Genomic DNA, 21,328 nt, shown 5'->3' with positions numbered 1-21,328 from the left:
TGGACGAGCCGTCTTTAGGTTTGGCGCCGGTGTTGGTACAGGACATTTTCAATACCATTCGTCGCCTTAATGCCGACGGTATGACGATCCTGCTGATTGAGCAAAACGCCAAGGCGGCGCTTCAGCTAGCCGACTATGGCTATGTACTGGAGACGGGCAGCGTTGCTCTTTCCGGAACCGGCCCCGAACTGTTGGCAGACGATCGCGTGCGCCAGGTATATCTGGGCGAGAACTAGAACTAAACTACAGCATGCTGGCTTTGGGTAGAGGCAGGCCTATGTGCCTGCCTGTCTTGATTGATTTAGACCTCGCCCTTAACCTTTACAGTAAATTGGATCTATGTTAAAATTGTGATAGAAATAACAAGCTTGGGGGCTGGGCTATGCTGCGGGTGGCGGTTTGCGTCGGAAGCGCCTGCCATTTGAAAGGGTCAGGGGAAGTGATTAGAATTCTCCAAGATCTAATTGCTACCTATGGCTTGGAAGATCAGGTAAACCTAGAGGGATCCTTCTGTCAGGAGCACTGCACCGAAGGGGTAGTGATGCACATCGGCGATGAGCTAATAACCGGGGTACGACGTGACAGCGTCTTTCAATTGTTTCAAGACAAGATTCTAAGGAGATGTCAGCCTTGAGTGTAATCACTACTCGAGTGGCCGATTGTCGTGACTGCCACCGCTGCCTACGCTGTTGCCCGGTGAAAGCCATTTCGTTCAAGTCCGGTCAGGCCCATATTATCGATGAACGTTGCATTGCCTGCGGTAACTGCACATTGGTCTGTCCACAACAAGCGAAGGTGATTCACACTGATTTGCAGCGGGCTCGGGTTTTTTTGACTGAAGGTCGACAGGTAGCTCTGAGTGTGGCCCCGTCGTTCGCCGCTGCTTTCCCGCGGAAAGTGGTGGAATCCTTTGAGCCCATGGTTCGGACTTTGGGCTTTACCTGGGTAGAGGAAACTGCTGTTGGGGCCCAGGTGGTGGCCCGGAAGTACAAGGATCTTCTGCTGGGTCGGGAGGAGCCGCTGATCTCGGCTTGTTGTTCGGCGGCGGTGAATCTAATCGAGAAGCATTATCCGGACTTGATACCCTATCTGGCTCCTTGCCTTTCTCCCATGGCTACCCACGGGCTCCTACTTAAGAAACGGTATGGCCCTGACATTAAGGTGGTCTTTGTGGGGCCGTGTACGGCCAAAATTGACGAGGCCAGGCGGCCCGAAGTTGCCGGCATTATAGACGCAGTGATCACTTTTCCGGAGCTGCAGAAATGGTTCGAAGAAGCGAAGCTGGAGCCCATGGGAAAGAAGAATGGGAGCTCGGGCGGTGACGGTTTGCCGGCGCGCTCTTTCCCGGTGGAAGGTGGCGTACTGCAGGCAGCCGGTATAAGTGGGGATTTAACCAGTCGTGTTTTGACAGTAAGCGGTTTAGAGGAATGCTTGGCTACTTTCCGGGATCTAGCGGCCGGACGTATCAAGCCCCGGTTTGTGGAGGCCATGGTATGTACCGGCGGTTGTGTCGGCGGCGCGGGTATGCCCCAAGGAGTAAGCGCGGCGGCGAATCGGCTGAAAGTGGCTGCATACTGTAGTTGGGCTAACAAGAACAAGACTGCCTGGCAAGTACCGGAGGGGACATGGGAGAATCTGCAACTGACGCGCAGTTACCATGATCTACGTCAGCGGTTACCTGAACCTACACCGGAGGACATCGCAGCTATTTTGGCTCGTATCGGCAAGACTCGGCCGGCGGACGAGGCTAATTGCGGTGGTTGTGGTTACAACTCTTGTCGGGAAAAAGCTCACGCTGTGTATCAAGGATGGGCCGAAGAGGAAATGTGCATACCGTACATGAAATCAAAGCTCTCTTCTTTAGCCGTGGCCATTGTCAATTCTACCTCCAGTGCGGTCATTGTCACTGACTCAAAGTTCATTGTGCAGGAGTTTAACCCGCGAGCCCTGGGTCTATTTGCCGTAGACGGTAACGTGGTATCAGGTCGACCACTCAACAATTTCTTTGATCCAGTTAATTTTGCTGTTGCTTGGGACGAGCAAGAGAGTATTGTGGATAAACGGGTGGAGTACCCGGAGCGAGATCTGGTTACTTTGCAGACTATCCTTCCCATCAAAGACTACGGTTTGATTGTGGGTATTATTAATGACATTTCTAACCAGGAAAAAGCCAAGGAAGAAGCCCAAGAGATGAAGCAGGAGGCTTTGGTGCGGGCAGAACAGGTTATTACCAGGCAAATGAAAGTAGCACAGGAGATAGCAAGCCTTATGGGCGAGACCACCGCTGAGACCAAGGCTATTTTATGGCAGTTAATTGAGCTGGCTCGGGGCAAGGAGGACAAAGGTAATGCGGTTGGTAGCTGAGGTGGTACACGGCAGCTTACCTAAAGCAGGCGAGGAACTCTGCGGCGACAAGGTGGAAGTGATAAGGACTTCGGAACGAACCACGGTGGTGTTATCGGATGGCTTAGGGAGCGGGGTTAAGGCTAACATACTTGCCACTTTGACCACTAAGATTGCTGCGGGGCTGTTAGAACGCAAGGTACCGTTAGAAGAAGTCATCAGCACCATTGCCCAGACCTTGCCTATTTGCCATGAGCGCCTGATAGCATACTCTACGTTAGCGGTAGTACAGGTGAAAGCATGTGGTTTGGCCCATGCGGTGCTGCTCGATAGTCCGTCCTTGTTCTTATGGCGCCGGGGCAAAGTGGTGCCATTTCCTACGCAACACCGGGTCGTGGCCGGGCGTGATGTAGAAGAGGGCGAACTGGAGCTTATGAACGATGACTTTCTCCTTTTGGTCAGCGATGGCGTGCTCCACGCCGGTATCGGCGGCTTGTTGCCACTAGGGTTGGGAGAAGAAGGTGTGAAGAGGTATCTAAAAGAGCTATTGGCCGAGAAGCTTAGCCCCCAACTAGTAGTACAGCGGCTTCTTGACTTATGTGCCGCCTACTACACCATGAACCCAGGTGATGACACAACGGTTGTGGCCATAAATATTCGATTGCCCCGGCAACTGGTTATGCTTACTGGGCCGCCGCGTTCACCGGAACTTGATCCTGTGGCCGTGGGCAAACTCTTAGAATACCAAGGTAAAAAGGTGGTCTGTGGCGGCACCACGGCCCAGATCGTAGCCCGTGAGCTGGGGCGGAAACTTACGGTGGAGCTAACATACGATGATCCGGACATCCCTCCTTGTGGGTTTATTGAGGGTATTGACGTAGTTACCGAGGGGATGCTTACTTTGAACCGGGCCCAAAACTATTTAGTGCAACGCAAGATTCCGAACCGGTCCGATGGTGCCAGCCGCGTAGCTCAACTACTGTCGGAGGCTGACGAGATAAAGATTGTTACAGGTTTGCGCATAAATCCTGCCCATCAAAATCCTGATTTACCCCAGGGACTTAATTTGCGCGCCGGTACAGTAAAGCAGTTGGCTGCTATACTTAGGGATCAAGGTAAAGTTGTGGATGTGGAATGGCTGTAAGCAGTGTAAGTCGGTGGAAGCACTTTACAAACCTCATTCCTAATGGTATTATAATGGCTAACAATTGTGACAGGAACAACGAAGTTCGGGGTTAAGTAGCTGACAACAGTGCAAGGTAACATTGCTGTCGGTTATTATCAACTGAGTTTCGGGCAAAGACAATCAAGGGGGCTGACGCAATGCAGGATACCAAGGAAAATCACGTTCCTATGGTTGTAATTAAGCGTTTACCCAAGTATTACCGGTACCTGGGCGAACTGGTAGAGCGGAAGGTGGAAAGGGTATCGTCTCAGACCCTGGCCGACATGATGGGAATCTCTGCTTCTCAATTACGGCAGGATCTGAATCATTTCGGAGAATTTGGACAGCAAGGGTACGGATACCGGGTTGAAGGATTATACCAGGAGATCGGGCGTATTATTGGCTTAGAACAGGAATATAACATGGTTATTGTCGGTGCCGGAAACTTAGGGCAAGCCTTAGCCAATTATCCGAATTTCGGTAAGCGTGGTTTTATTCTCCGCGGCGTGTTCGATATTAACCCTAAACTGGTTGGGTTACGACTGCGCGATAACGAAATTATGGATATTGATAAACTGGAATCCTTTATTAAGAGTGAGAACATCGATATCGGAATTATTGCCGTGCCTAAGGAGGCGGCCCAAGGAGTGGCTGACTCCATGGTAGAGGCGGGGATTAAGGCGATTTGGAATTTTGCTCCAGTGGACATCAAAGTTCCGCCAGAAGTGTTTCTGGAAAACGAACACCTAGCCGATCGGCTGATGGTGATTTCCTTTCGTCTTAAAGCCTTGGGTTATGAAGAGGATTGATAGTCGAGCTGGTGATTGGGCGTAACATGGTGGTTAAGGATTTCTTCTGAAGCGAACACAGGCCTTGGCGCAGCAGCTGCTGCCGGGCCTTTTTGTATAAGTTGGGGATAATAACAATGAAGGAGGTTTAGAGCCGATGGATAAATTCTGGCTTGAAGAAGGACTTACTTTTGATGATGTGCTACTGGAACCGGCTCATTCCGAGATCTTGCCCCGTGAGGTACAGCTAGACACGGTGTTTACCCGTAACATTCGCTTAAACATTCCTTTGGTAAGTTCGGCCATGGATACTGTTACCGAAGCGCGTTTAGCTATTGCCCTGGCCCGCGAAGGCGGCATCGGTGTTATTCATAAGAATATGTCTATCAGCCGGCAGGCGGAAGAAGTGGATAAGGTAAAACGCTCGGAAAGCGGTGTTATTGTGGATCCCATTTTTCTGTCGCCAGAGCACCGGGTGCTAGCGGCGGTGGAAATAATGGAGCGCTATCATATTTCCGGAGTGCCAATTATCGACCCCGAAGGTCATCTGGTGGGTATCATCACCAACCGTGACCTGCGGTTTGAAGAAGATTACAGCCGGCCCATCACCGACGTGATGACTAAGGAGAATCTCATTACGGCACCGGTGGGAACTAACTTAGAACGGGCCAAAGAAATTTTGAAACAGCATAAAATCGAGAAACTACCTTTGGTGGATGAGGAATATCGGCTGCGGGGGCTCATCACCATCAAGGATATTGAAAAGGCCCGGCAATATCCCACGGCCGCCAAGGACGACATGGGACGGCTGCGGGTGGGAGCAGCGCTAGGGGTAGGTGCAGATTCTTTGGAACGGGCCACGGCTTTAGCGCAAGCCGGCGTTGACGTCCTGGTGGTGGATACAGCCCACGGCCATCACCAAGGTGTACTGGACATGGTAAGCCGCCTCAAAGCCGAGTTTTCCGGAATCGATATTGTGGCTGGTAACGTGGCTACCACAGCCGGTACCGCTGATTTGATTGCAGCCGGAGCCGATGCTGTTAAGGTTGGTGTGGGGCCAGGATCTATTTGCACCACCAGAGTGGTAGCGGGGATTGGAGTACCGCAGATTACAGCTATTTTCAATGCTCGCAAAGCAGCCGAAAAGCACGATATTCCCATTATTGCTGACGGGGGCATCAAGTTTTCCGGTGACATTGTGAAAGCCCTGGCAGCCGGCGCTGCTTCGGTAATGATCGGCAACTTGTTTGCCGGTACCGAGGAGAGCCCTGGCGAAACCATTATCTTCCAGGGGAGGAGCTACAAAGTATACCGTGGCATGGGCTCACTGGGGGCCATGAAAGAAGGAAGTTCGGATAGATATTTTCAGGAAAATGTGGAAAAACTAGTACCGGAAGGCATCGAAGGCCGGATTCCTTATAAAGGGCCCCTGGCCGACACGGTTTTCCAACTGGTGGGAGGGCTGCGGGCCGGGATGGGTTATGCCGGAACAGCAACACTGAAGCAATTACGCCAAGAGGCACGCTTTATCCGGATTACTGCGGCCGGATTGCGGGAAAGCCACCCCCATGATGTGGCCATAACCAAAGAAGCGCCGAACTACAGTGTGGATCGTTTATAAAACGGCACCGGGACAGGAGTGGATAAATTTCCCGGCTGAAAATCCCCTGTCCCAGGAGGAAATCTTGCTGCCAGGTCGAATATACTAATTACACAGTGAAGCGAGGTCCGAAAACGCTCGAGGGGTGAAGACCCATGCTTCGGTTACCTCAAAGAATTGTAGGTACTTATAAGCCAACACAGTTGGCCCATGTCGGGGGTATTTTGCCGATGGGCCGCACTGTGTTGGCTTTCTTGTTTTCACCCCCAAGACGGTTATTCCGGTGCCGGTAGCACCGGTTGCTCCGTAAAATATAAGGAGGTGCTGCATGGTGAAGTGCACCGTTATTGAGACCAGCGGTCTGAGGCAGGGGATTTGCGATCTGTGCGATCATCATTGCGAACGCGATTTGGAGGGCATGGGGCGTAAGTTTCCGTGCACGGACCAGTCTGGCGGTTGTACTTTTTACCAGCGGGCCTACTACATCAAGCCGCTTGAACCTAACCCGAGATGGGTTAGTGATACCCAAAGCGCCGGTTAGAGCAGCTACAACCATGAAGGAGCATTGGCGAGCCTTACGGTAACAACCGGCAGGTTCGCTCTTTTCTTTGGCTCTGCTGGTTGTTCATTGTTCTGCGGCTATGCTATACTAAGACCAAATTCTGCAAGTTGGTTCTTCAGAGGGAGGTTGCGGCAGTGAAAATTGAGATTGTGGCTGACTATGAAGCTCTTAGCAAGCGGGCGGCGGCAATTGTCCTCGACAGGGTGACTCAGCGGCCGGAGACAGTCCTGGCTTTACCCACCGGCAACACGCCGATCGGGATGTACAAACAGATGGTACAGGCCTACCGGGAAGGCAGAGCTGACTTTGGTCAGGTGTGGGCCTTTGCTTTGGATGAGTATGCCGAAGTTCCAGCCGAGGACCGGCATAGCTTTAGCTCTTTCTTGCGGCACCACTTCATCGATCCGGTGGGGCTAGCGGCCCGCTTCGATCACCTGCGCGGTGAAGCGTCGGATCTTGAGGCTGAATGCAAGCGCTATGAGCTATCTATTGCTGCTCGGGGTGGGCTGGATCTGGCTGTGCTAGGGTTGGGGGTAAACGGCCACATTGCTTTTAACGAGCCGCCGACCCCGTTTGATAGTCGCACCCACGTGGTGGACTTGGCTGGCAGTACTCGCGAAGCTAACGCCAGCTATTTTCCGGACGGCTTTCCCATTCCTAACCGGGGAGTGACAATGGGCATCGGCACGATCTTGGAGGCGCAAGAGATCTTGGTAATTGCCAGCGGCAGCAGCAAAGCGCCGATTGTGGCTCGCATTGTTACCGCCGAACCTACTGTCGACATCCCGGCCTCGGCCCTTAAAGGCCACCCTCATGTAATGTTACTTCTGGACGAGGAAGCAGCTACAGGGTGGAAAGATTAAGGGAAAGAGAATACAACTCCTGCCGGGTTGGTGACAATAAACTCGGCAGGAGATTTTTTGTCAAAAGTTACTAATATCCCTCTTCACAAATACGAATTGATGTTGTATAATAAAAACTAGAAAGGTCAAAGATAGTCAAAGGTGATGACAATGTGGTCTTTAGCTGACGAAATGGAGAACTGGATCAAGGTGATGCTGGAGGAGGCTGAAGAGAGGTTCATCGAGATTAGGCGCAGTGAACTGGCTCGTTATTTTTCTTGTGTGCCGTCGCAGGTTACTTATGTATTGTCAACCCGGTTCGTACCGGACCGTGGGTACCGGGTGATTAGCCGCAGAGGCGCCGGCGGTTATATTCGTATTGAAAGGCTGTCTGAAGCCGATCTGTTGAATCGTTTGGCAGAACAAATCGAAGGCATGGTTTCGGCTGAAGACGCGGCTGAGATTATAGGCAACTTGTATCAAGCGGGACTACTGAGTAAAGACGCAGCGCAGTATATAATATTGTTGCTGTCAGATGAAGCTGTCAGTCTGCCGCCGGCAGTGGCCGAACGGGTCCGGGCCCGCATGTTGCTTACTTTGATTGCTAATATCTAGAGGCCTAATATACGGAGGCGAGTGAAATGTTGTGTGATTGCTGTAAGAAAAACCCAGCCACGGTATATGTGCGCCGTACAGTAAACGGAGTTACCACCGAAGCCCACTTGTGTGAGCAATGTGCCCAGGAGCGGGGCGAATGGAATGTGGTGGTTGGTCCGGCTCTCAGTTTTCCCGACTTTTCCCTGGGGAATCTTTTTGCCAGCCTGCTGGAGCAACACCCTAGCTTTGCCACTAGGCCGGTGAGCGGTACTGCCCCCCGGTGTCCAGGTTGCGGTTTGACTTACGCTGATTTTCGTGATCAAGGTCGTTTGGGTTGTGCGCATTGCTACACCACTTTTCGTGAACCGCTGACCCCCCTTGTCCGCCGGCTACAGGGCGACGTACGCCATGTGGGTAAGGTGCCGCGTCGTCACGATGGAATAGCCAGGCAACGTCATAACTTAGAGACCTTAAAGCGGCAGCTTAAGGAGGCTGTGGCGAAAGAAGCGTTTGAACAGGCGGCTACACTGAGAGACCAGATCAAAGTAGTTGAAGATGAGCTGAAGGGAGGACAGTAAGATGGTGGATCCGGAACAGGTTGTTACTCAGGCCAACTCGGCTTGGCTGCAGCAGGGTCCTGACAGCGATGTAGTGATTTCGACCCGGATTCGCTTGGCCAGAAACCTGGCCGATCTGCCCTTCCCGTCCCGTGCCAGCAGTGAAGAACTGAGCCAGGCTCTGTCTCGTTTGCAGAAGGCCAGTGAGCATTTGCCGGAAGCTAAGCGCTACCGACTGTTCGAGATGGGACGCTTATCGCCGCTGGAGCAACAAGTACTGATTGAGAAGCACCTGGTAAGTCCCGAACATGTGCAGGACCCTAAGGGGCGGGCCTTAGTGCTGCGCGATGACGAAGCGGTTAGCATTATGATTAACGAAGAGGATCATGAGCGGCTGCAGGTGCTGCTTCCTGGACTAAATCTGGATCGGGCCTGGGATCTGGCTAACAGACTGGACGATTCGCTGGAACAGCAGCTTGAATATGCTTTTGATGACAACTTTGGGTTTCTAACTTGTTGTCCTACTAATTTAGGCTCTGGCCTGAGGGCATCGGTGATGCTTCATTTACCGGCTTTGGTGCTACTTAAGCAGGCCAGCCAAGTGTTTGGTACTCTGGCCCAGTTTGGCCTGGTGATACGAGGGCTTTATGGCGAAGGGACTCAGGCCTTGGGGAATTTCTTTCAGATTTCGAACCAATTGACTTTGAATCACTCGGAGGAAGATCTGATCCATAATCTCCAGGCTCTTACCAGGCAGGTTATCGAACAAGAGCGCACTGCCAGGAGCCGTCTCTATGAGGAACTGGGGGATCGTTTGCTGGACATGGTTTGGCGGGCTTATGGAGTCTTAACTCACGCTCGGTTGCTCACCGGTGATGAGACTATGCATCTTCTCTCCGACGTGCGCTTAGGGGTAAACTTGAATTTGCTACCGCCGATTGACCTGGCCAAGTTAAACCGGCTGCTGGTGATTACCCGGCCGGGGTTTATTCAGCGCGTGGCGGGCGAATCACTACAGCCGGCCGAACGAGACCTCAAACGTGCGGCTTTAGTGCGAGAACAACTGTTAACCAAGCATAATGACTAGATACTACCAGGAGGTGGAAATAATGTTTGCACGCTTTACTCAAAGGGCTCAACAGGTAATCATTTTGGCCCAAGAAGAAGCCAGACGCTTGAACTATCCTTATGTGGGAACCGAGCATTTGTTGCTGGGGCTAATTCGTGAAGGCAGCGGTGTGGCTGCCCAGGCTCTTAATAATCTGGGAATAGAATTGGATCAAGTGCGAACAGAAGTAGAGAAGATCATCGGACCCGGCACCGGCACCCCCACCACCGGTGAGGTTACTCTCACGCCGCGGGCTAAGCGGGTGATCGAGCTGGCCTTGGCTGAAGGGCACGGTATGGGAGTCAATTATATTGGAACCGAGCATTTACTACTGGGGCTAATTCGCGAAGGCGAGGGAGTGGCAGCCCGGGTGCTGGAAAACTTAGGGGCTGATCTGGACAAGGTGCGGGCCGAAGTATTGAAGCTGTTAGGTGCGACCGGACCTCGTGATGCGAAGCGCGCCCGGGGGCGTGCGGCCGGGGGTCGGTCATCTACGCCTACGCTGGATGCTCTAGGTCGTGATCTCACTGTCTTGGCCCGTGAGGGCAAGCTGGATCCGGTTATTGGCCGGATCAAGGAGATCGAGCGGGTGATTCAGATTCTGTCCCGCCGGACAAAGAACAACCCGGCCATCATTGGGGAGCCGGGCGTGGGGAAAACAGCTATTGTTGAAGGTTTAGCCCAGCAGATTGTGGAGGGCAAAGTACCTGAACTACTGAAAGACAAGCGCGTGATCATCTTGGATCTGGCTGGAGTAGTGGCAGGGACTAAGTACCGCGGTGAGTTTGAGGAGAGGTTAAAGCGGGTAGTGGATGAGGTGCGGCAGGCCGGTAATGTGATCTTGTTTATCGACGAATTGCATACAGTGGTTGGTGCCGGAGCAGCGGAAGGAGCCATTGATGCCAGTAACATTCTAAAACCGGCTTTAGCCCGAGGCGAACTGCAATGTGTAGGAGCTACGACGCTAAACGAGTATCGCAAGTATATTGAAAAAGATGCCGCCTTGGAACGCCGCTTTCAACCTATTATGGTGGGCGAGCCTACACCGGACGAAACCTTTGAGATATTGCAAGGTCTGCGCGACCGCTACGAAGCTCACCATCGGGTGAAATACACCGACGAGGCCCTGCAGGCTGCAGTAAGATTGTCCAACAGATACATCACAGAACGGTTCTTGCCGGACAAGGCCATCGACCTGATCGACGAGGCCGGGTCACGGGTGCGCCTAGCCACCTTTGCCGCTCCACCCGATGTTAAAGAGCTAGAGGATCAGGTGGAAGAGGCGCGCAAAGAGAAAGAAGCAGCGGTGGCGGCCCAAGAATTTGAGAAGGCGGCTCGGCTTAGGGATAAGGAACGGGATTTGCGCCAGAAGCTGGACGACAGTCGCCAGGAATGGTTGGATGATAAAGACAAATCCGGCGTACAGGTGACAGCTAACGATATCGCTCACGTGGTGGCGGATTGGACCGGTATCCCGGTACAACGACTGGCCGAAGAGGAATCGGAGCGGCTGCTTAAGCTGGAACAGACGCTGCATGCCCGAGTGATTGGGCAGGAAGAAGCGGTGGAAGCAGTGGCCCAAGCTGTTCGCCGGGCCAGGGCCGGGCTAAAAGATCCTAAACGGCCCATTGGTTCATTCATTTTCCTTGGCCCTACCGGTGTGGGCAAGACTGAGCTGGCCCGGGCGCTGGCCGAAGCCATGTTCGGCGAAGACGAGGCCATGATCCGGCTTGACATGTCGGAGTATATGGAACGTCATACTGTTTCTCGGCTGATCGGTGCACCTCCGGGTTATGTGGGGTACGAAGAGGCAGGTCAGCTAACCGAAGCTGTAAGGCGGCGTCCGTACTCGGTGGTGCTGTTTGATGAAGTTGAAAAAGCCCATCCGGAAGTCTTTAATGTGTTGCTGCAAGTTTTGGAAGACGGACGTCTTACCGACGGCCAGGGTCGAACGGTAGATTTTCGTAATACGGTAGTAATCATGACTTCGAACGTCGGAGCAGAACTGCTGCGCCGCGAGCCTACGGTGGGCTTTCGCACCGGTGCAGGTAGCGAATATGAGGACATGAAAAGCAGAGTCTTAGATGAGCTCAAACGTACCTTCCGGCCCGAATTCTTAAACCGTATCGATGAGACCATTGTCTTCCATGCTCTGAGCCAAGAGCATCTGCGCTCCATTGTGGACATCATGCTGAAAGAAGTGTACGCGCGGCTGCAGGAACACGGGCTGACGCTTGAAGTGAGTGTGGCAGCTAAGGATGTACTGACGAAAGAAGGGTTTGATCCTACTTTCGGTGCTCGTCCCCTGCGGCGAGCCATCACCCGCCTGGTGGAGAACCCGTTGTCGGAGGAAATGTTGGCTGGGCGTTTCCAGGCTGGGGATACAGTTCGAGTGGAGGCTGAAGACGGTAAGTTGGTGTTTAGCAAGCCGGAAGGGAAGGCAACTGACTCGGAGGAGTAAACTGGCAACCTATAATAGCTGAACATCTGGGCCGGTCTCTGTGCCGGCCCTTTGGCTTGCGAGGTTGCCGGGTTCATCCTCACGCTCCGCAGCGCCCTTTAGAACGACCGAGCTTGACTCGCTCGGGGGCTCCGGACAACTCGCCTTCGGCTCCACTGGCTCACCCTACAAGGTGGGAGACAACCGCTCCGCCCTGTCCTCGCTCGTCTGCGCTCTTTTAAATTAGGGCCAAGCTTCGCTTCGGGGATGCTCCTGCAACCACGGCTCTGTAGGGGCCAGGATCTGTCCCGACCCGCTGGAATTTCTGTACCTATTGGGCTAAGATAAAGGAAGATCAAAGTAAAAAGGGGAGAGGCAGAGTGGCACGGGACAAGGTGACCTACCGCTGTCAGGAATGTGGTTATGCCGCTCACCGGTGGCTGGGGCGGTGCCCCGACTGTGGGGCTTGGAACAGCTTGGTAAAAGAGATGCAGGCAGCTCAGGCCCCCCGGCGACCGGCACCTGTTTCTACCGTCCGGCCTGAGTCTATTACAGCTATCACCGGTGAGGATATTGAGCGTGTCGCTACCGGTTCGGCAGAACTTAACCGGGTGTTGGGCGGCGGGATTGTCCCGGCCTCTTTGGTTTTGGTGGGTGGCGATCCCGGTATCGGCAAATCCACCTTACTGTTGTCCCTGGCTGCTTCTTTGGCTCGGAAATTAGGTACGGTGCTCTATGTGTCAGGGGAAGAGTCGGCGCGTCAAATTCGGCTGCGGGCCGAACGGCTCGGGGCGGTAACAGAACGTCTGCTGCTATTTCCGGAAACAGATCTGGAGCGGGTAGAGGAAGCTGTTCGGGAAGTGGGTCCGGTGCTGCTGGTGATTGATTCTATTCAAACCATGTCCCTGTCGGCCAGCCCGTCGCCACCGGGAAGCATAGCTCAAATCAGGGAGTGCACGGCTGCACTTCTTAATCTGGCCAAGGGACACGGGGTCACTACCTTTATTGCCGGTCATGTAACCAAACAGGGGGCTTTGGCCGGGCCGCGCCTGCTAGAGCACATGGTGGATACGGTGCTCTACTTCGAAGGTGAAGGTAAGAGCGCCTATCGAATCCTCAGAGCGGTAAAAAACCGTTTCGGTTCTACTAATGAAATCGCCGTCTTCACCATGGAGCAAGACGGATTAAAAGAGGTGACCAATCCGTCTCAGTTGTTTTTGAGTGATCGGACCGAACCGGTGCCGGGAGCTATGGTGGTGGCTACCACTCAGGGAACACGTCCATTGCTGGTGGAAGTGCAGGCACTGGTAAGTCCGGCCGGCGGTGGACCGCCACGGCGGGTAGGCCGCGGGGTAGATCTGAACAGACTGCTTACTCTCTTAGCCGTACTGGAGAAACGGGCCGGACTGACGCTGGCACCATTTGATGTCTATGTTAATGTGGCCGGAGGTGTTCGGTTAGAGGATCCGGCAGCGGATTTGGGCCTGGCTCTGGCCATTGCCTCCAGCTTCCGTAATCGGCCTTGTCTTAACGCCTGCGCAGCTGCCGGAGAAATCGGGCTTACCGGAGAGGTGCTGAGCGCTTCTCATTTAAGAGCCCGACTAAAGGAGAGCCGGTCGCTGGGTTTTCACCAGATATTGGTGCCGCAAAGGCAAGCAAAAAGCGTGCCAGCAGACGAAAAATCCGGTATACTGGGAGTAGAAAACGTGTCCCAGGCTCTTAATGTGGCCTTTGCCTAACTGCATTGTTAAAGCTGGTTGTGGACTGCAATCTGGGACTGGGTTGGAAAAGAGGGTGGATCATGCGGCAGATAGGTGTAGTGGTAGAAACCTGCGGGGAAAAAGTTAAAGTAAGAGTGGGCCGAGCTACTGCCTGTAACCATTGTGGCCAGTGTTCGGCAGCAGAGCGGCGGGTACGAAGCTTGTTGGAGCCGCCAAAGGAGATTTTGGTGGAGGCTTTCAATCAGGCCCAGGCAGCGGTGGGCCAGACAGTGGAACTGTCAATGCCCAATTCTACCGTCCTGGTGGCAGCGGTGTGGGCCTATCTGATTCCTTGGCTGGCTTTCTTAAGCGGTGCTTTTCTGGGGCATTGGTTAGGACCTAGCCTGGGTATCGGTCAACAAGGAGGCAGCATAATCTTGTCTGTTGTCTTTCTCGCCGGCGGATATGGGCTCTTACGGTGGAAGAACAAGCGCCTGGAGGGAGACCGTCGTTTTCTAGCCCAGGTGGAGCGGGTTCTCTAGCCGACTATGGGCTCGAACTTAAGACCATGGAACGGATTGGCGTTCCGTGGTCTTTCTTGTTGTGCCCGCTCTCTCGTGCTTCTAATGTTCGTCCTGCTCCGGAGAAGAGCGGCATATATATTAATTAGTTGACAAGGGGGTAGAGGCTATGCGCCGATGGCAACAACTGTGGCCCAGGGACAACGCCAACAATAAAAGCCGGGGAGTATCCAGGCTGCGCAAGGTTGTGCTGGTGGGAAACCCTAACGTGGGCAAGAGCGTGGTCTTTAACCGTTTGACCGGATTATATGTGACCGTATCTAACTATCCCGGCACCACAGTGGAAGTGGCCAGGGGGCGCGGGACCTTTGGGGGAATGGCTATGGAAGTGGTAGATACCCCGGGTATGTATTCCCTGTTACCTATTACAGCCGAGGAACAAGTGGCCCGCCGCCTACTGCTGGAGGAGCTGCCCGATGCCGTGATCCACGTCGCCGATGCATGCAATCTGGAGCGTATGCTGCCGCTCACCTTGCAGCTTCTAGAGGCCGGAATGCCGCTGATCTTGTTGGCGAACATGATGGACGAAGCCCGCCGCCGGGGCTTAGAAGTTAGATGTGATCTGCTTAGTCAGCGCCTCCAGATACCGGTGGTACCGGCAGCGGCCATCTTGAATGAGGGCCTGGCCAGGTTAAGAAAGAAGGTGGCAGAACTTGTCCGCAAAGTTGCCTGAAATACCGTACCCGGAGTGGTTGGCTCAAGGAGTAGGCCACATTACCGGTCTCATGAGGGGTTACTACGGCCTATCACGACAATCTATTGCTTTGTTAGTCTTAATGGGCGATGAGAATATTGCAGCACTGGTGCGAAAGCAGGAAGGCCCAAACAGGTGGAACTTGATCAGCGCCGCCGCAGAGAAAATGCAGTGTCTTAGTTCGGAACCCCTAAACTACATAGTGGCTGTGAGCCGGCAGAAGGCCGCCGGTACCCTGATGGAAAACGTCGTTTACACTGCAAAATCCCGGCCTGAGACCTGGCTGGATATTCTCGGCCGCTTAACCATGCAGCCGCCGGTAGGCATACCGGTGCTGGTCCTGGTAATGTACCTGGCCCTTTATCGTTTTGTGGGTGTCTTCGGAGCCGGCATCTTAGTAGACTATATCGAAGGTATCATCTTTCAGAGTTACTTGAATCCGTGGTTTAATGCGGTGGTGGAGCAGCTTATTCCTTGGCCCCTAATTCAAGACCTGTTGGTTCATGACTACGGGATCATCACCTTAGGACTGCGCTATGCGGTAGCGATAATATTTCCCATTGTCGGCTGTTTTTTTCTCATGTTTTCCTTAATTGAAGACAGCGGTTATCTGCCGCGAATGGCATTGTTAGTGGACCGGCTGTTTAAGTGTCTTGGGCTGTCCGGCCGGGCGGTAATTCCCCTCACCTTAGGACTGGGCTGCGCCACTATGGGCACTCTAGTAACGCGGACCCTGGAGACTACCAGAGAGCGCGTTATTGCCACCTTGCTGCTAGCACTGGCGGTGCCTTGTTCGGCTCAACTGGGAGTGATTCTGTCGTTGCTGTCTGGACAACGTACCGCCTTGGTCATTTGGGCCGGGTTTGTACTCTTGGTGTTTATTACGGTAGGCTGCCTGATGGCGCAAGTATTGCCCGGTGAGGGGCCGGTTTTTTATCTAGAGGTGCCTCCGCTGCGAGTACCTCAATTGGGTAACGTACTCACCAAGACCTTCACCCGTATGCAGTGGTATTTCTACGAGGTGGTGCCGTTGTTTGTGCTGGCCAGTGTTGTGATCTGGCTCGGAACCAGCACGGGCTTTTTTTACCACGCCGTATCGGGCTTGGGCCGGTTGGCGACCTGTCTCGGACTGCCGGTTGAGACCGGGGCCGTTTTTCTATTTGGGTTTTTTCGCCGGGACTACGGGGCGGCCGGGTTGTACGATCTGGTGGCTCAAGGGTTGCTCAGTACCAGGCAGTTGGTGGTGACGGCAGTTACGTTGACTTTGTTTGTCCCGTGTGTGGCCCAGTTTGCCGTCATGGTGAAAGAACGCGGCTTGGCGGTGGCGTTAGGCATGGCTGTGTTCGTGGTTTTGCTTGCTTTCACCGCTGGGTGGGCTTTAAACGTAATCCTGACGTTGTTAAGGCTAGCATAACAAGGCTGAAACAGAAAGCAGGGGAGGGTTAACAAGTATTGAGCCGCCGACAGCAGCACAGATGGGGCCGACTAAGAAGCGAACAACCGGTGGGTAAAGTTCGGACGGCAGCAGATCTGAAACCCGGTGACAAGGCTGTGGTTAAAACTCTAAATACCGTCATGTCGCGGCAACACTTAAACAAACTCATGGCCTTGGGCCTACTGCCGGGAACAAAACTGGTCTTATTACAGCGTTCTCCCAGCCTGGTACTAAAAGTGGGTGAGACGATACTGGCAGTGGACGAAACCATAGGCCGGTTGGTGGAAGTGGAGCCGGAGAACTAGTCTGCCAGCAGGATTTTTGTCATTGATCTCGAATACAATAGCCTATTATGGTATTGTCTGGGCTGGGGCGAGAAAGGCGGCTGACTCGGGTACAAAAAAAGCCTGGGGTGTAAGCCCCAGGCTTGTTAGCCATATTAACTTAAAGTAAAAGGCCCGAGCGAATATAGCTTTTTCTGCTCTTGTACCAGTACATCATACAAGCTGATGTCCAGCAGATTGCATAATCCGGCTAAGTAAAACAGAAGAGAGCCGATTTCCTCCTCTATTTGCTCACGGCATTGAGCGCACAAGGCGCCTTCTAAATGGGTGGATAAGAAACGATCTGCCTCACACAAAGTAGCTTCAGCCGGAATACGTTGCCTATGCCCTTCAATCTTAATGCAACCACAGCAGGTTACACTCTTGGCCACGGCCCGGTTAGTCCTGGCGCTAGCTTCCTGTAGCTTTGACAACACGTCCAAGATACTGCGGTGCCGCAAGAGGCATTTTTCCACGGAGTCCTGAAATTCCGCGCAGATGAGATCCTTCATATCTGAGGCCCCACCCCCCTAGGTCCCATTATATCTTTGGCTTGCCCATGTGTCAACGCAGGTTTTGTGCCAAAGAGGAAAACGGCATTTGCGAGGGTTTTGCCGCTCATTGACACCCTTTAGGTCCTGTGATATAATCAAAATCTTGACATGCCTGCTTCCCTGTGCTACCATTTAATTGTATTGTAAAGTGGGAGGCGGATCTATGTTCAATGTGGGTGACAAAGTGGTCTACCCCATGCATGGGGCTGGGGTGATCGAAGCCATTGAAGAGCGAGAATTCTTAGGTGAGAAACGTCGGTATTACATTATGCGGATGCCGATCGGCGACATGAGAGTGATGGTACCGACCGATGCTACGGAAGAAGTTGGGCTGAGGCAGGTGATGTCGCGGGAAGACGTGGAGCAAGTGTTGGCCATATTGCGTAGCCAAAGCACCAAAATGTCCAACAACTGGAACCGTCGTTACCGGGCCAATATGGAGAAAATCAAGAGCGGCAACGCTTTCGAGGTAGCTGGAGTGGTGCGGAATTTGATCCAGCGGGATAAAGAAAAAGGTCTTTCCAGCGGTGAAAAGAAAATGCTTGACAGTGCCCGGCAGATTTTGGTAAGTGAGCTCGTGCTGGCTCAAGATATCGGCGAGGAGGAGGCGGAAGATCTTGTGGATCGGTTAGCCGCTATCTAGCCCGGTGGTCAGGAAGCCTCTGACCGCCTTTTGTTTTAGTAGCGTCGGTTCTCAGGCAGCGTAAGCTTATTTGTTTATTAACTTTCATAATCGATTATACTATGAAATGGGTCGGGAAAAAAGGAGATAACGTTGCCAGGAGCTGGCCAGTACGTTATACTGTAATAGCTGGAAGGGAGGTGGACTGTGATGATGAGGAAGCTTATGCAGATTTTTATTGCCCTGCTAGGCATTTTAGTCGGGTACGAACTGGCACTTGTTGGAGTTCCACTCTTGACTACACTGCTACGTGTTACTCTGGGTGCTTCAGTTTTTGTGAGCCTGCTAGTGGTTGGTGGGATGGCCGGTGGAATTATTTTTTATCTTATTGCTCCCTCAATAATTAGACGGCTTACCCGACTGATGGAGTGGGCTGAATCCCGACTGCAAAGGATGCCAACCACCGATATTGTTGCCGGGATTGCCGGTCTCTTGGCTGGTCTCTTAATAGCCAACCTTTTGAGCCTGCCGTTTGGCCGGTTGCCAGTGGTAGGACCGTTCATTCCGGTACTGGCAAATGTCCTTTTAGGCTATATTGGAATGAATGTAGCTGTAAAAAAGAAAGAAGAGCTTTGGGGTTTTCTGCTATCGATCCCACTTCGCGGCCGCGAAAAAGATAAAGAGACAGCAAAGCATTCCGTGGAGAAGCATCGGGAGACTACGGTGATAGCACCTAAGGTTCTGGACACCAGCGTTATTATTGACGGGCGGATTGCCGATGTGGCCAAGAGCGGGTTCTTGGAAGGTCCGTTGGTAATTCCTACTTTTGTTCTGCAGGAGTTGCGTCATATTGCCGATTCGTCCGATGTTCTCAAAAGAAACCGAGGACGGCGCGGTTTAGACATCTTAAACCGCATTCAAAAAGAGCTGGACGTGGAAGTTGTTATTTCGGATCTGGATTACGATGATATTTCTGAAGTAGATTCTAAACTGTTGCGTCTCAGCCAAGATATTCAAGGCAAGATTCTTACCAACGACTACAACCTAAACAAGGTAGCTGAACTTCAGGGCGTGCAGGTGCTAAACCTAAACGAGCTAGCTAATGCTGTAAAACCGGTAGTTTTGCCGGGAGAAGAAATGACGGTTCATGTGATTAAAGACGGCAAAGAAACCGGCCAAGGGGTAGCTTATTTGGATGACGGCACCATGATTGTGGTGGATGGTGGTCGCCGTCACATCGGCGAGACCGTGGGCGTGTTGGTGACCAGCGTGCTACAGACAGCAGCCGGAAGAATGATTTTTGCCAAGCCAAAAACAGCAGTAGAAAAAGCCATGTAAGCGGCTTCGGCTCCAGGCGGCAACAGGGCCGCCTTTTTGCTGTTGCCCACTGGGGTGGGCGGCAATAAGGCTGTAAAGCCCGGCCGGCAGGAATTTAGCTGGGTGAACATACTTACCGAGGGTGTTGAGATGAACAAGATTTACGCAGTGCTAGCGGCGGCTGGAAAGGGACGACGGCTGGAAACGGAGATACCGAAACAATACTTGTTGCTGGCTGGCAAACCACTACTGGCACACTCGCTGCTAGTGTTTGACCGCCACTTTGAAGTGGAAGGCCTGGTATTGGTGGTGGGTGCCGGTTGGGAAGATGAGGGCCGCCGCCTGGCCGCAGAAATCGGTGTCAGGAAACTAACGGCGGTGGTAACCGGCGGCAGAGAGCGGCAGGAATCGGTTTATCGGGGCCTACTGGCAGTTCCCGAACAAGCTGGAACAGTTCTGATTCATGATGCGGCTCGACCGCTCATAACCGACGCCCTTATCAGCCGAATGATTGCCGCAGCCCTGCGCACCGGTGCAGCGGTGCCGGCTATCCCGGTAAAGGATACCGTCAAAGTGGCTGATTCAAAAGGTTTGGTTCAAGAGTCACTGGAACGAAGTCGCCTGGTGGCCGTGCAAACACCGCAGGCGTTTGCGCGGGAGGTGATTTTGTCGGCTCATATGAAAGCGGTACAAGACAAATTTCAGGGTACCGACGATGCCATGCTGGTGGAGCGGTTGGGCCTGCCGGTGGAGGTTGTTGCCGGTGACGAGCGCAACCTAAAAATCACCACTAAGCTAGATCTTAAGTTGGCCGAGCTGCTTATGACCGAATAAGGAAGGTGCCGCCGATGAGAATAGGATTGGGTTTTGATGTACACGCTTTTGTCCCAGACCGACCGTTGCTGTTAGGCGGGGTAAGAATCCCTTTTGAGCTAGGGCTGGCTGGCCATTCCGATGCCGACGTGCTGCTCCATGCCATAGCCGATGCCTTGCTGGGGGCGGCGGGGAAGTATGATATCGGGCACTATTTCCCTGATACCGGTCCAACCTGGGCCGGTGTGTCCAGCTTAACCATTTTGCGGCGTGTGGGTGAGCTGATTCGCGCCGACGGCTATATAGTTGCCAACATCGACTGTGTGGTGATTGCCCAGCGGCCGCGACTCTGTCCGTATATAGACCGTATGCGGACGGCTATAGCCGCGGTCCTGGATTTGGCGGTAGAGCAAGTGGCGATCAAGGCTACCACCACCGAGAAACTCGGCTTTACCGGACGCGGCGAAGGCATTGCCGCCCAGGCCGTTTGTTTGCTCCACAACTGACACAACAATAAATGTATAAGAGTTGGCGCTTTGGTTATACTAACGATGTAGGACTTCACGGTCCTGCATTTTTGCTTCTGAGCGATACTGCCTCGAGCAGTGTCAAAGGAGGTAGACATGGAAACCAAGGCGCGGCTTGGTCTTACCGTGGGCATGATAGCCGTGGTTTTGTTCCTGGGCGGCTCCCTGGTTTATACCCAAGGTAGACAAACGCCGGAGACGGCAACAGCCCCAGCCAGGACAGGGAGCCAGTGGGATCCGGTTGGGCTGCGCTGGGGTGAGGATGTGCCGGAAGTATTGGTAAACCAGTGTGTTGTGCTTAGAATTCGAACGGCGGCCGGGGGTTATATGCCCTGGCAGCGAGGTGAGATTGTGGCCCAAAGACTGCGGACGGCGTTGACTGCCGGAGCGGACCTTAACTGTATCGGGCTTGGAATTGAGAACGGCGAGGCTGTGGTCCGGGCGCCCACCGGTATCTTGGTAACGGTTGATCGCGGAAGCGCACAGGCGAACCAAACACCGGCACCATACTTGGCCCTGGCTTGGGCCAACAACATTCGCACCAGTGTAGGCATAGAACCCCTGGGAGTGGAAGAAGCGTTTCAGACTATGAGCCGAGGGCGCTCGGTTACCGCCCGGGCCTCATGGTACGGGTCTCGGTTTCACGGTCGCCTTACTGCCAGCGGTGAAGTCTTCGACCAGAATATATATACTGCGGCTCACCGAACGCTGCCGTTTGGCACCCTGGTGCTGGTGACCAATCCTATCACCGAAAGATCAG

Annotated in this window: 23 protein-coding genes; 22 read left to right on the top strand and 1 reads right to left on the bottom strand. The window is 53.3% G+C overall.

The genetic code is table 11. The annotated features are described in order from the left end of the window. The 17 genes from GX016_06070 to GX016_05990 form a co-directional block, all read left to right on the top strand. Positions 1-236 (top strand): ABC transporter ATP-binding protein (locus GX016_06070; GenBank protein ID HHT71125.1); only part of this gene is annotated, 236 nt, incomplete at its 5' end. 146 nt (positions 237-382) lie between these two features. Beyond that, positions 383-634: a (2Fe-2S) ferredoxin domain-containing protein gene (locus tag GX016_06065; GenBank protein HHT71124.1), complete on the top strand. Its 252-nt coding sequence runs from the start codon at positions 383-385 to the stop codon at positions 632-634. Further along, positions 631-2,364: a 4Fe-4S binding protein gene (locus GX016_06060; GenBank protein ID HHT71123.1), complete on the top strand. Its 1,734-nt coding sequence runs from the start codon at positions 631-633 to the stop codon at positions 2,362-2,364. Before GX016_06065 ends, GX016_06060 begins: the two co-directional genes overlap by 4 nt. Next, positions 2,348-3,487, top strand: a complete 1,140-nt coding sequence (locus GX016_06055) for a SpoIIE family protein phosphatase (GenBank protein HHT71122.1) — start codon at positions 2,348-2,350, stop codon at positions 3,485-3,487. Before GX016_06060 ends, GX016_06055 begins: the two co-directional genes overlap by 17 nt. 179 nt (positions 3,488-3,666) lie before the next feature. After that, positions 3,667-4,317 carry a redox-sensing transcriptional repressor Rex gene (locus GX016_06050; GenBank protein HHT71121.1) on the top strand — a complete coding sequence of 217 codons (651 nt, stop codon included), beginning with the start codon at positions 3,667-3,669 and terminating at the stop codon, positions 4,315-4,317. 136 nt (positions 4,318-4,453) lie between these two features. Then, positions 4,454-5,917 (top strand): IMP dehydrogenase, encoded by a 1,464-nt coding sequence (gene guaB / locus GX016_06045; protein HHT71120.1) that lies wholly within the window; start codon positions 4,454-4,456, stop codon positions 5,915-5,917. A 307-nt stretch (positions 5,918-6,224) separates the two neighbouring features. Further along, on the top strand, positions 6,225-6,437 hold the full coding sequence (locus GX016_06040; GenBank protein HHT71119.1) for a hypothetical protein: 213 nt from the start codon (positions 6,225-6,227) through the stop codon (positions 6,435-6,437). 155 nt (positions 6,438-6,592) lie between these two features. Then, entirely contained in the window at positions 6,593-7,321 is a 729-nt protein-coding gene (locus GX016_06035; protein ID HHT71118.1) for a glucosamine-6-phosphate deaminase, read from the top strand. Between the two features lie 141 nt (positions 7,322-7,462). After that, on the top strand, positions 7,463-7,915 hold the full coding sequence (locus GX016_06030) for a CtsR family transcriptional regulator (GenBank protein ID HHT71117.1): 453 nt from the start codon (positions 7,463-7,465) through the stop codon (positions 7,913-7,915). Between the two features lie 26 nt (positions 7,916-7,941). Further along, on the top strand, positions 7,942-8,475 hold the full coding sequence (locus GX016_06025; GenBank protein HHT71116.1) for a hypothetical protein: 534 nt from the start codon (positions 7,942-7,944) through the stop codon (positions 8,473-8,475). 1 nt (position 8,476) lies between these two features. Next, complete coding sequence (locus GX016_06020; protein ID HHT71115.1) at positions 8,477-9,541, top strand: protein arginine kinase; 1,065 nt, start codon at positions 8,477-8,479, stop codon at positions 9,539-9,541. Between the two features lie 22 nt (positions 9,542-9,563). Beyond that, positions 9,564-12,023, top strand: a complete 2,460-nt coding sequence (locus GX016_06015) for an ATP-dependent Clp protease ATP-binding subunit (GenBank protein ID HHT71114.1) — start codon at positions 9,564-9,566, stop codon at positions 12,021-12,023. Between the two features lie 359 nt (positions 12,024-12,382). Then, complete coding sequence (radA, locus tag GX016_06010) at positions 12,383-13,741, top strand: DNA repair protein RadA (protein ID HHT71113.1); 1,359 nt, start codon at positions 12,383-12,385, stop codon at positions 13,739-13,741. A gap of 62 nt (positions 13,742-13,803) precedes the next feature. Continuing rightward, positions 13,804-14,244: a SoxR reducing system RseC family protein gene (locus GX016_06005; GenBank protein HHT71112.1), complete on the top strand. Its 441-nt coding sequence runs from the start codon at positions 13,804-13,806 to the stop codon at positions 14,242-14,244. A 148-nt stretch (positions 14,245-14,392) separates the two neighbouring features. Beyond that, a complete protein-coding gene (locus tag GX016_06000) occupies positions 14,393-14,956 on the top strand; it encodes a GTP-binding protein (protein HHT71111.1) in 564 nt (187 codons plus the stop codon). A gap of 52 nt (positions 14,957-15,008) precedes the next feature. Continuing rightward, complete coding sequence (locus GX016_05995) at positions 15,009-16,391, top strand: ferrous iron transporter B (protein HHT71110.1); 1,383 nt, start codon at positions 15,009-15,011, stop codon at positions 16,389-16,391. Between the two features lie 116 nt (positions 16,392-16,507). Continuing rightward, positions 16,508-16,717: a ferrous iron transport protein A gene (locus GX016_05990; GenBank protein ID HHT71109.1), complete on the top strand. Its 210-nt coding sequence runs from the start codon at positions 16,508-16,510 to the stop codon at positions 16,715-16,717. A 134-nt stretch (positions 16,718-16,851) separates the two neighbouring features. Here the strand turns inward: GX016_05990 and GX016_05985 are convergent, their stop codons facing one another. Then, a complete protein-coding gene (locus tag GX016_05985) occupies positions 16,852-17,247 on the bottom strand; it encodes a DUF1573 domain-containing protein (GenBank protein HHT71108.1) in 396 nt (131 codons plus the stop codon). Between the two features lie 205 nt (positions 17,248-17,452). On the opposite strand from GX016_05985, the gene GX016_05980 reads away from it, so the two are divergent. The 5 genes from GX016_05980 to GX016_05960 form a co-directional block, all read left to right on the top strand. Then, the gene (locus GX016_05980; GenBank protein HHT71107.1) at positions 17,453-17,932 is read left to right on the top strand and encodes a CarD family transcriptional regulator; all 480 of its coding nucleotides are present in this window, start codon (positions 17,453-17,455) and stop codon (positions 17,930-17,932) included. A gap of 189 nt (positions 17,933-18,121) precedes the next feature. Beyond that, positions 18,122-19,249 carry a PIN/TRAM domain-containing protein gene (locus tag GX016_05975; protein ID HHT71106.1) on the top strand — a complete coding sequence of 376 codons (1,128 nt, stop codon included), beginning with the start codon at positions 18,122-18,124 and terminating at the stop codon, positions 19,247-19,249. A 129-nt stretch (positions 19,250-19,378) separates the two neighbouring features. Then, complete coding sequence (gene ispD, locus GX016_05970) at positions 19,379-20,062, top strand: 2-C-methyl-D-erythritol 4-phosphate cytidylyltransferase (protein HHT71105.1); 684 nt, start codon at positions 19,379-19,381, stop codon at positions 20,060-20,062. A 14-nt stretch (positions 20,063-20,076) separates the two neighbouring features. Next, positions 20,077-20,547 carry a 2-C-methyl-D-erythritol 2,4-cyclodiphosphate synthase gene (locus GX016_05965; protein ID HHT71104.1) on the top strand — a complete coding sequence of 157 codons (471 nt, stop codon included), beginning with the start codon at positions 20,077-20,079 and terminating at the stop codon, positions 20,545-20,547. 117 nt (positions 20,548-20,664) lie between these two features. Continuing rightward, a partial coding sequence (locus GX016_05960) for a hypothetical protein (GenBank protein HHT71103.1) occupies positions 20,665-21,328 on the top strand: 664 nt, incomplete at its 3' end.

Source organism: Bacillota bacterium (assembly GCA_012837285.1).
In the GTDB taxonomy this organism is placed as follows: Bacteria; Bacillota; DTU030; order DUMP01; family DUMP01; genus DUNI01.
Note: the sequence above shows the minus strand (reverse complement) of the source record. Positions and strands in the feature narration are given on the sequence as shown.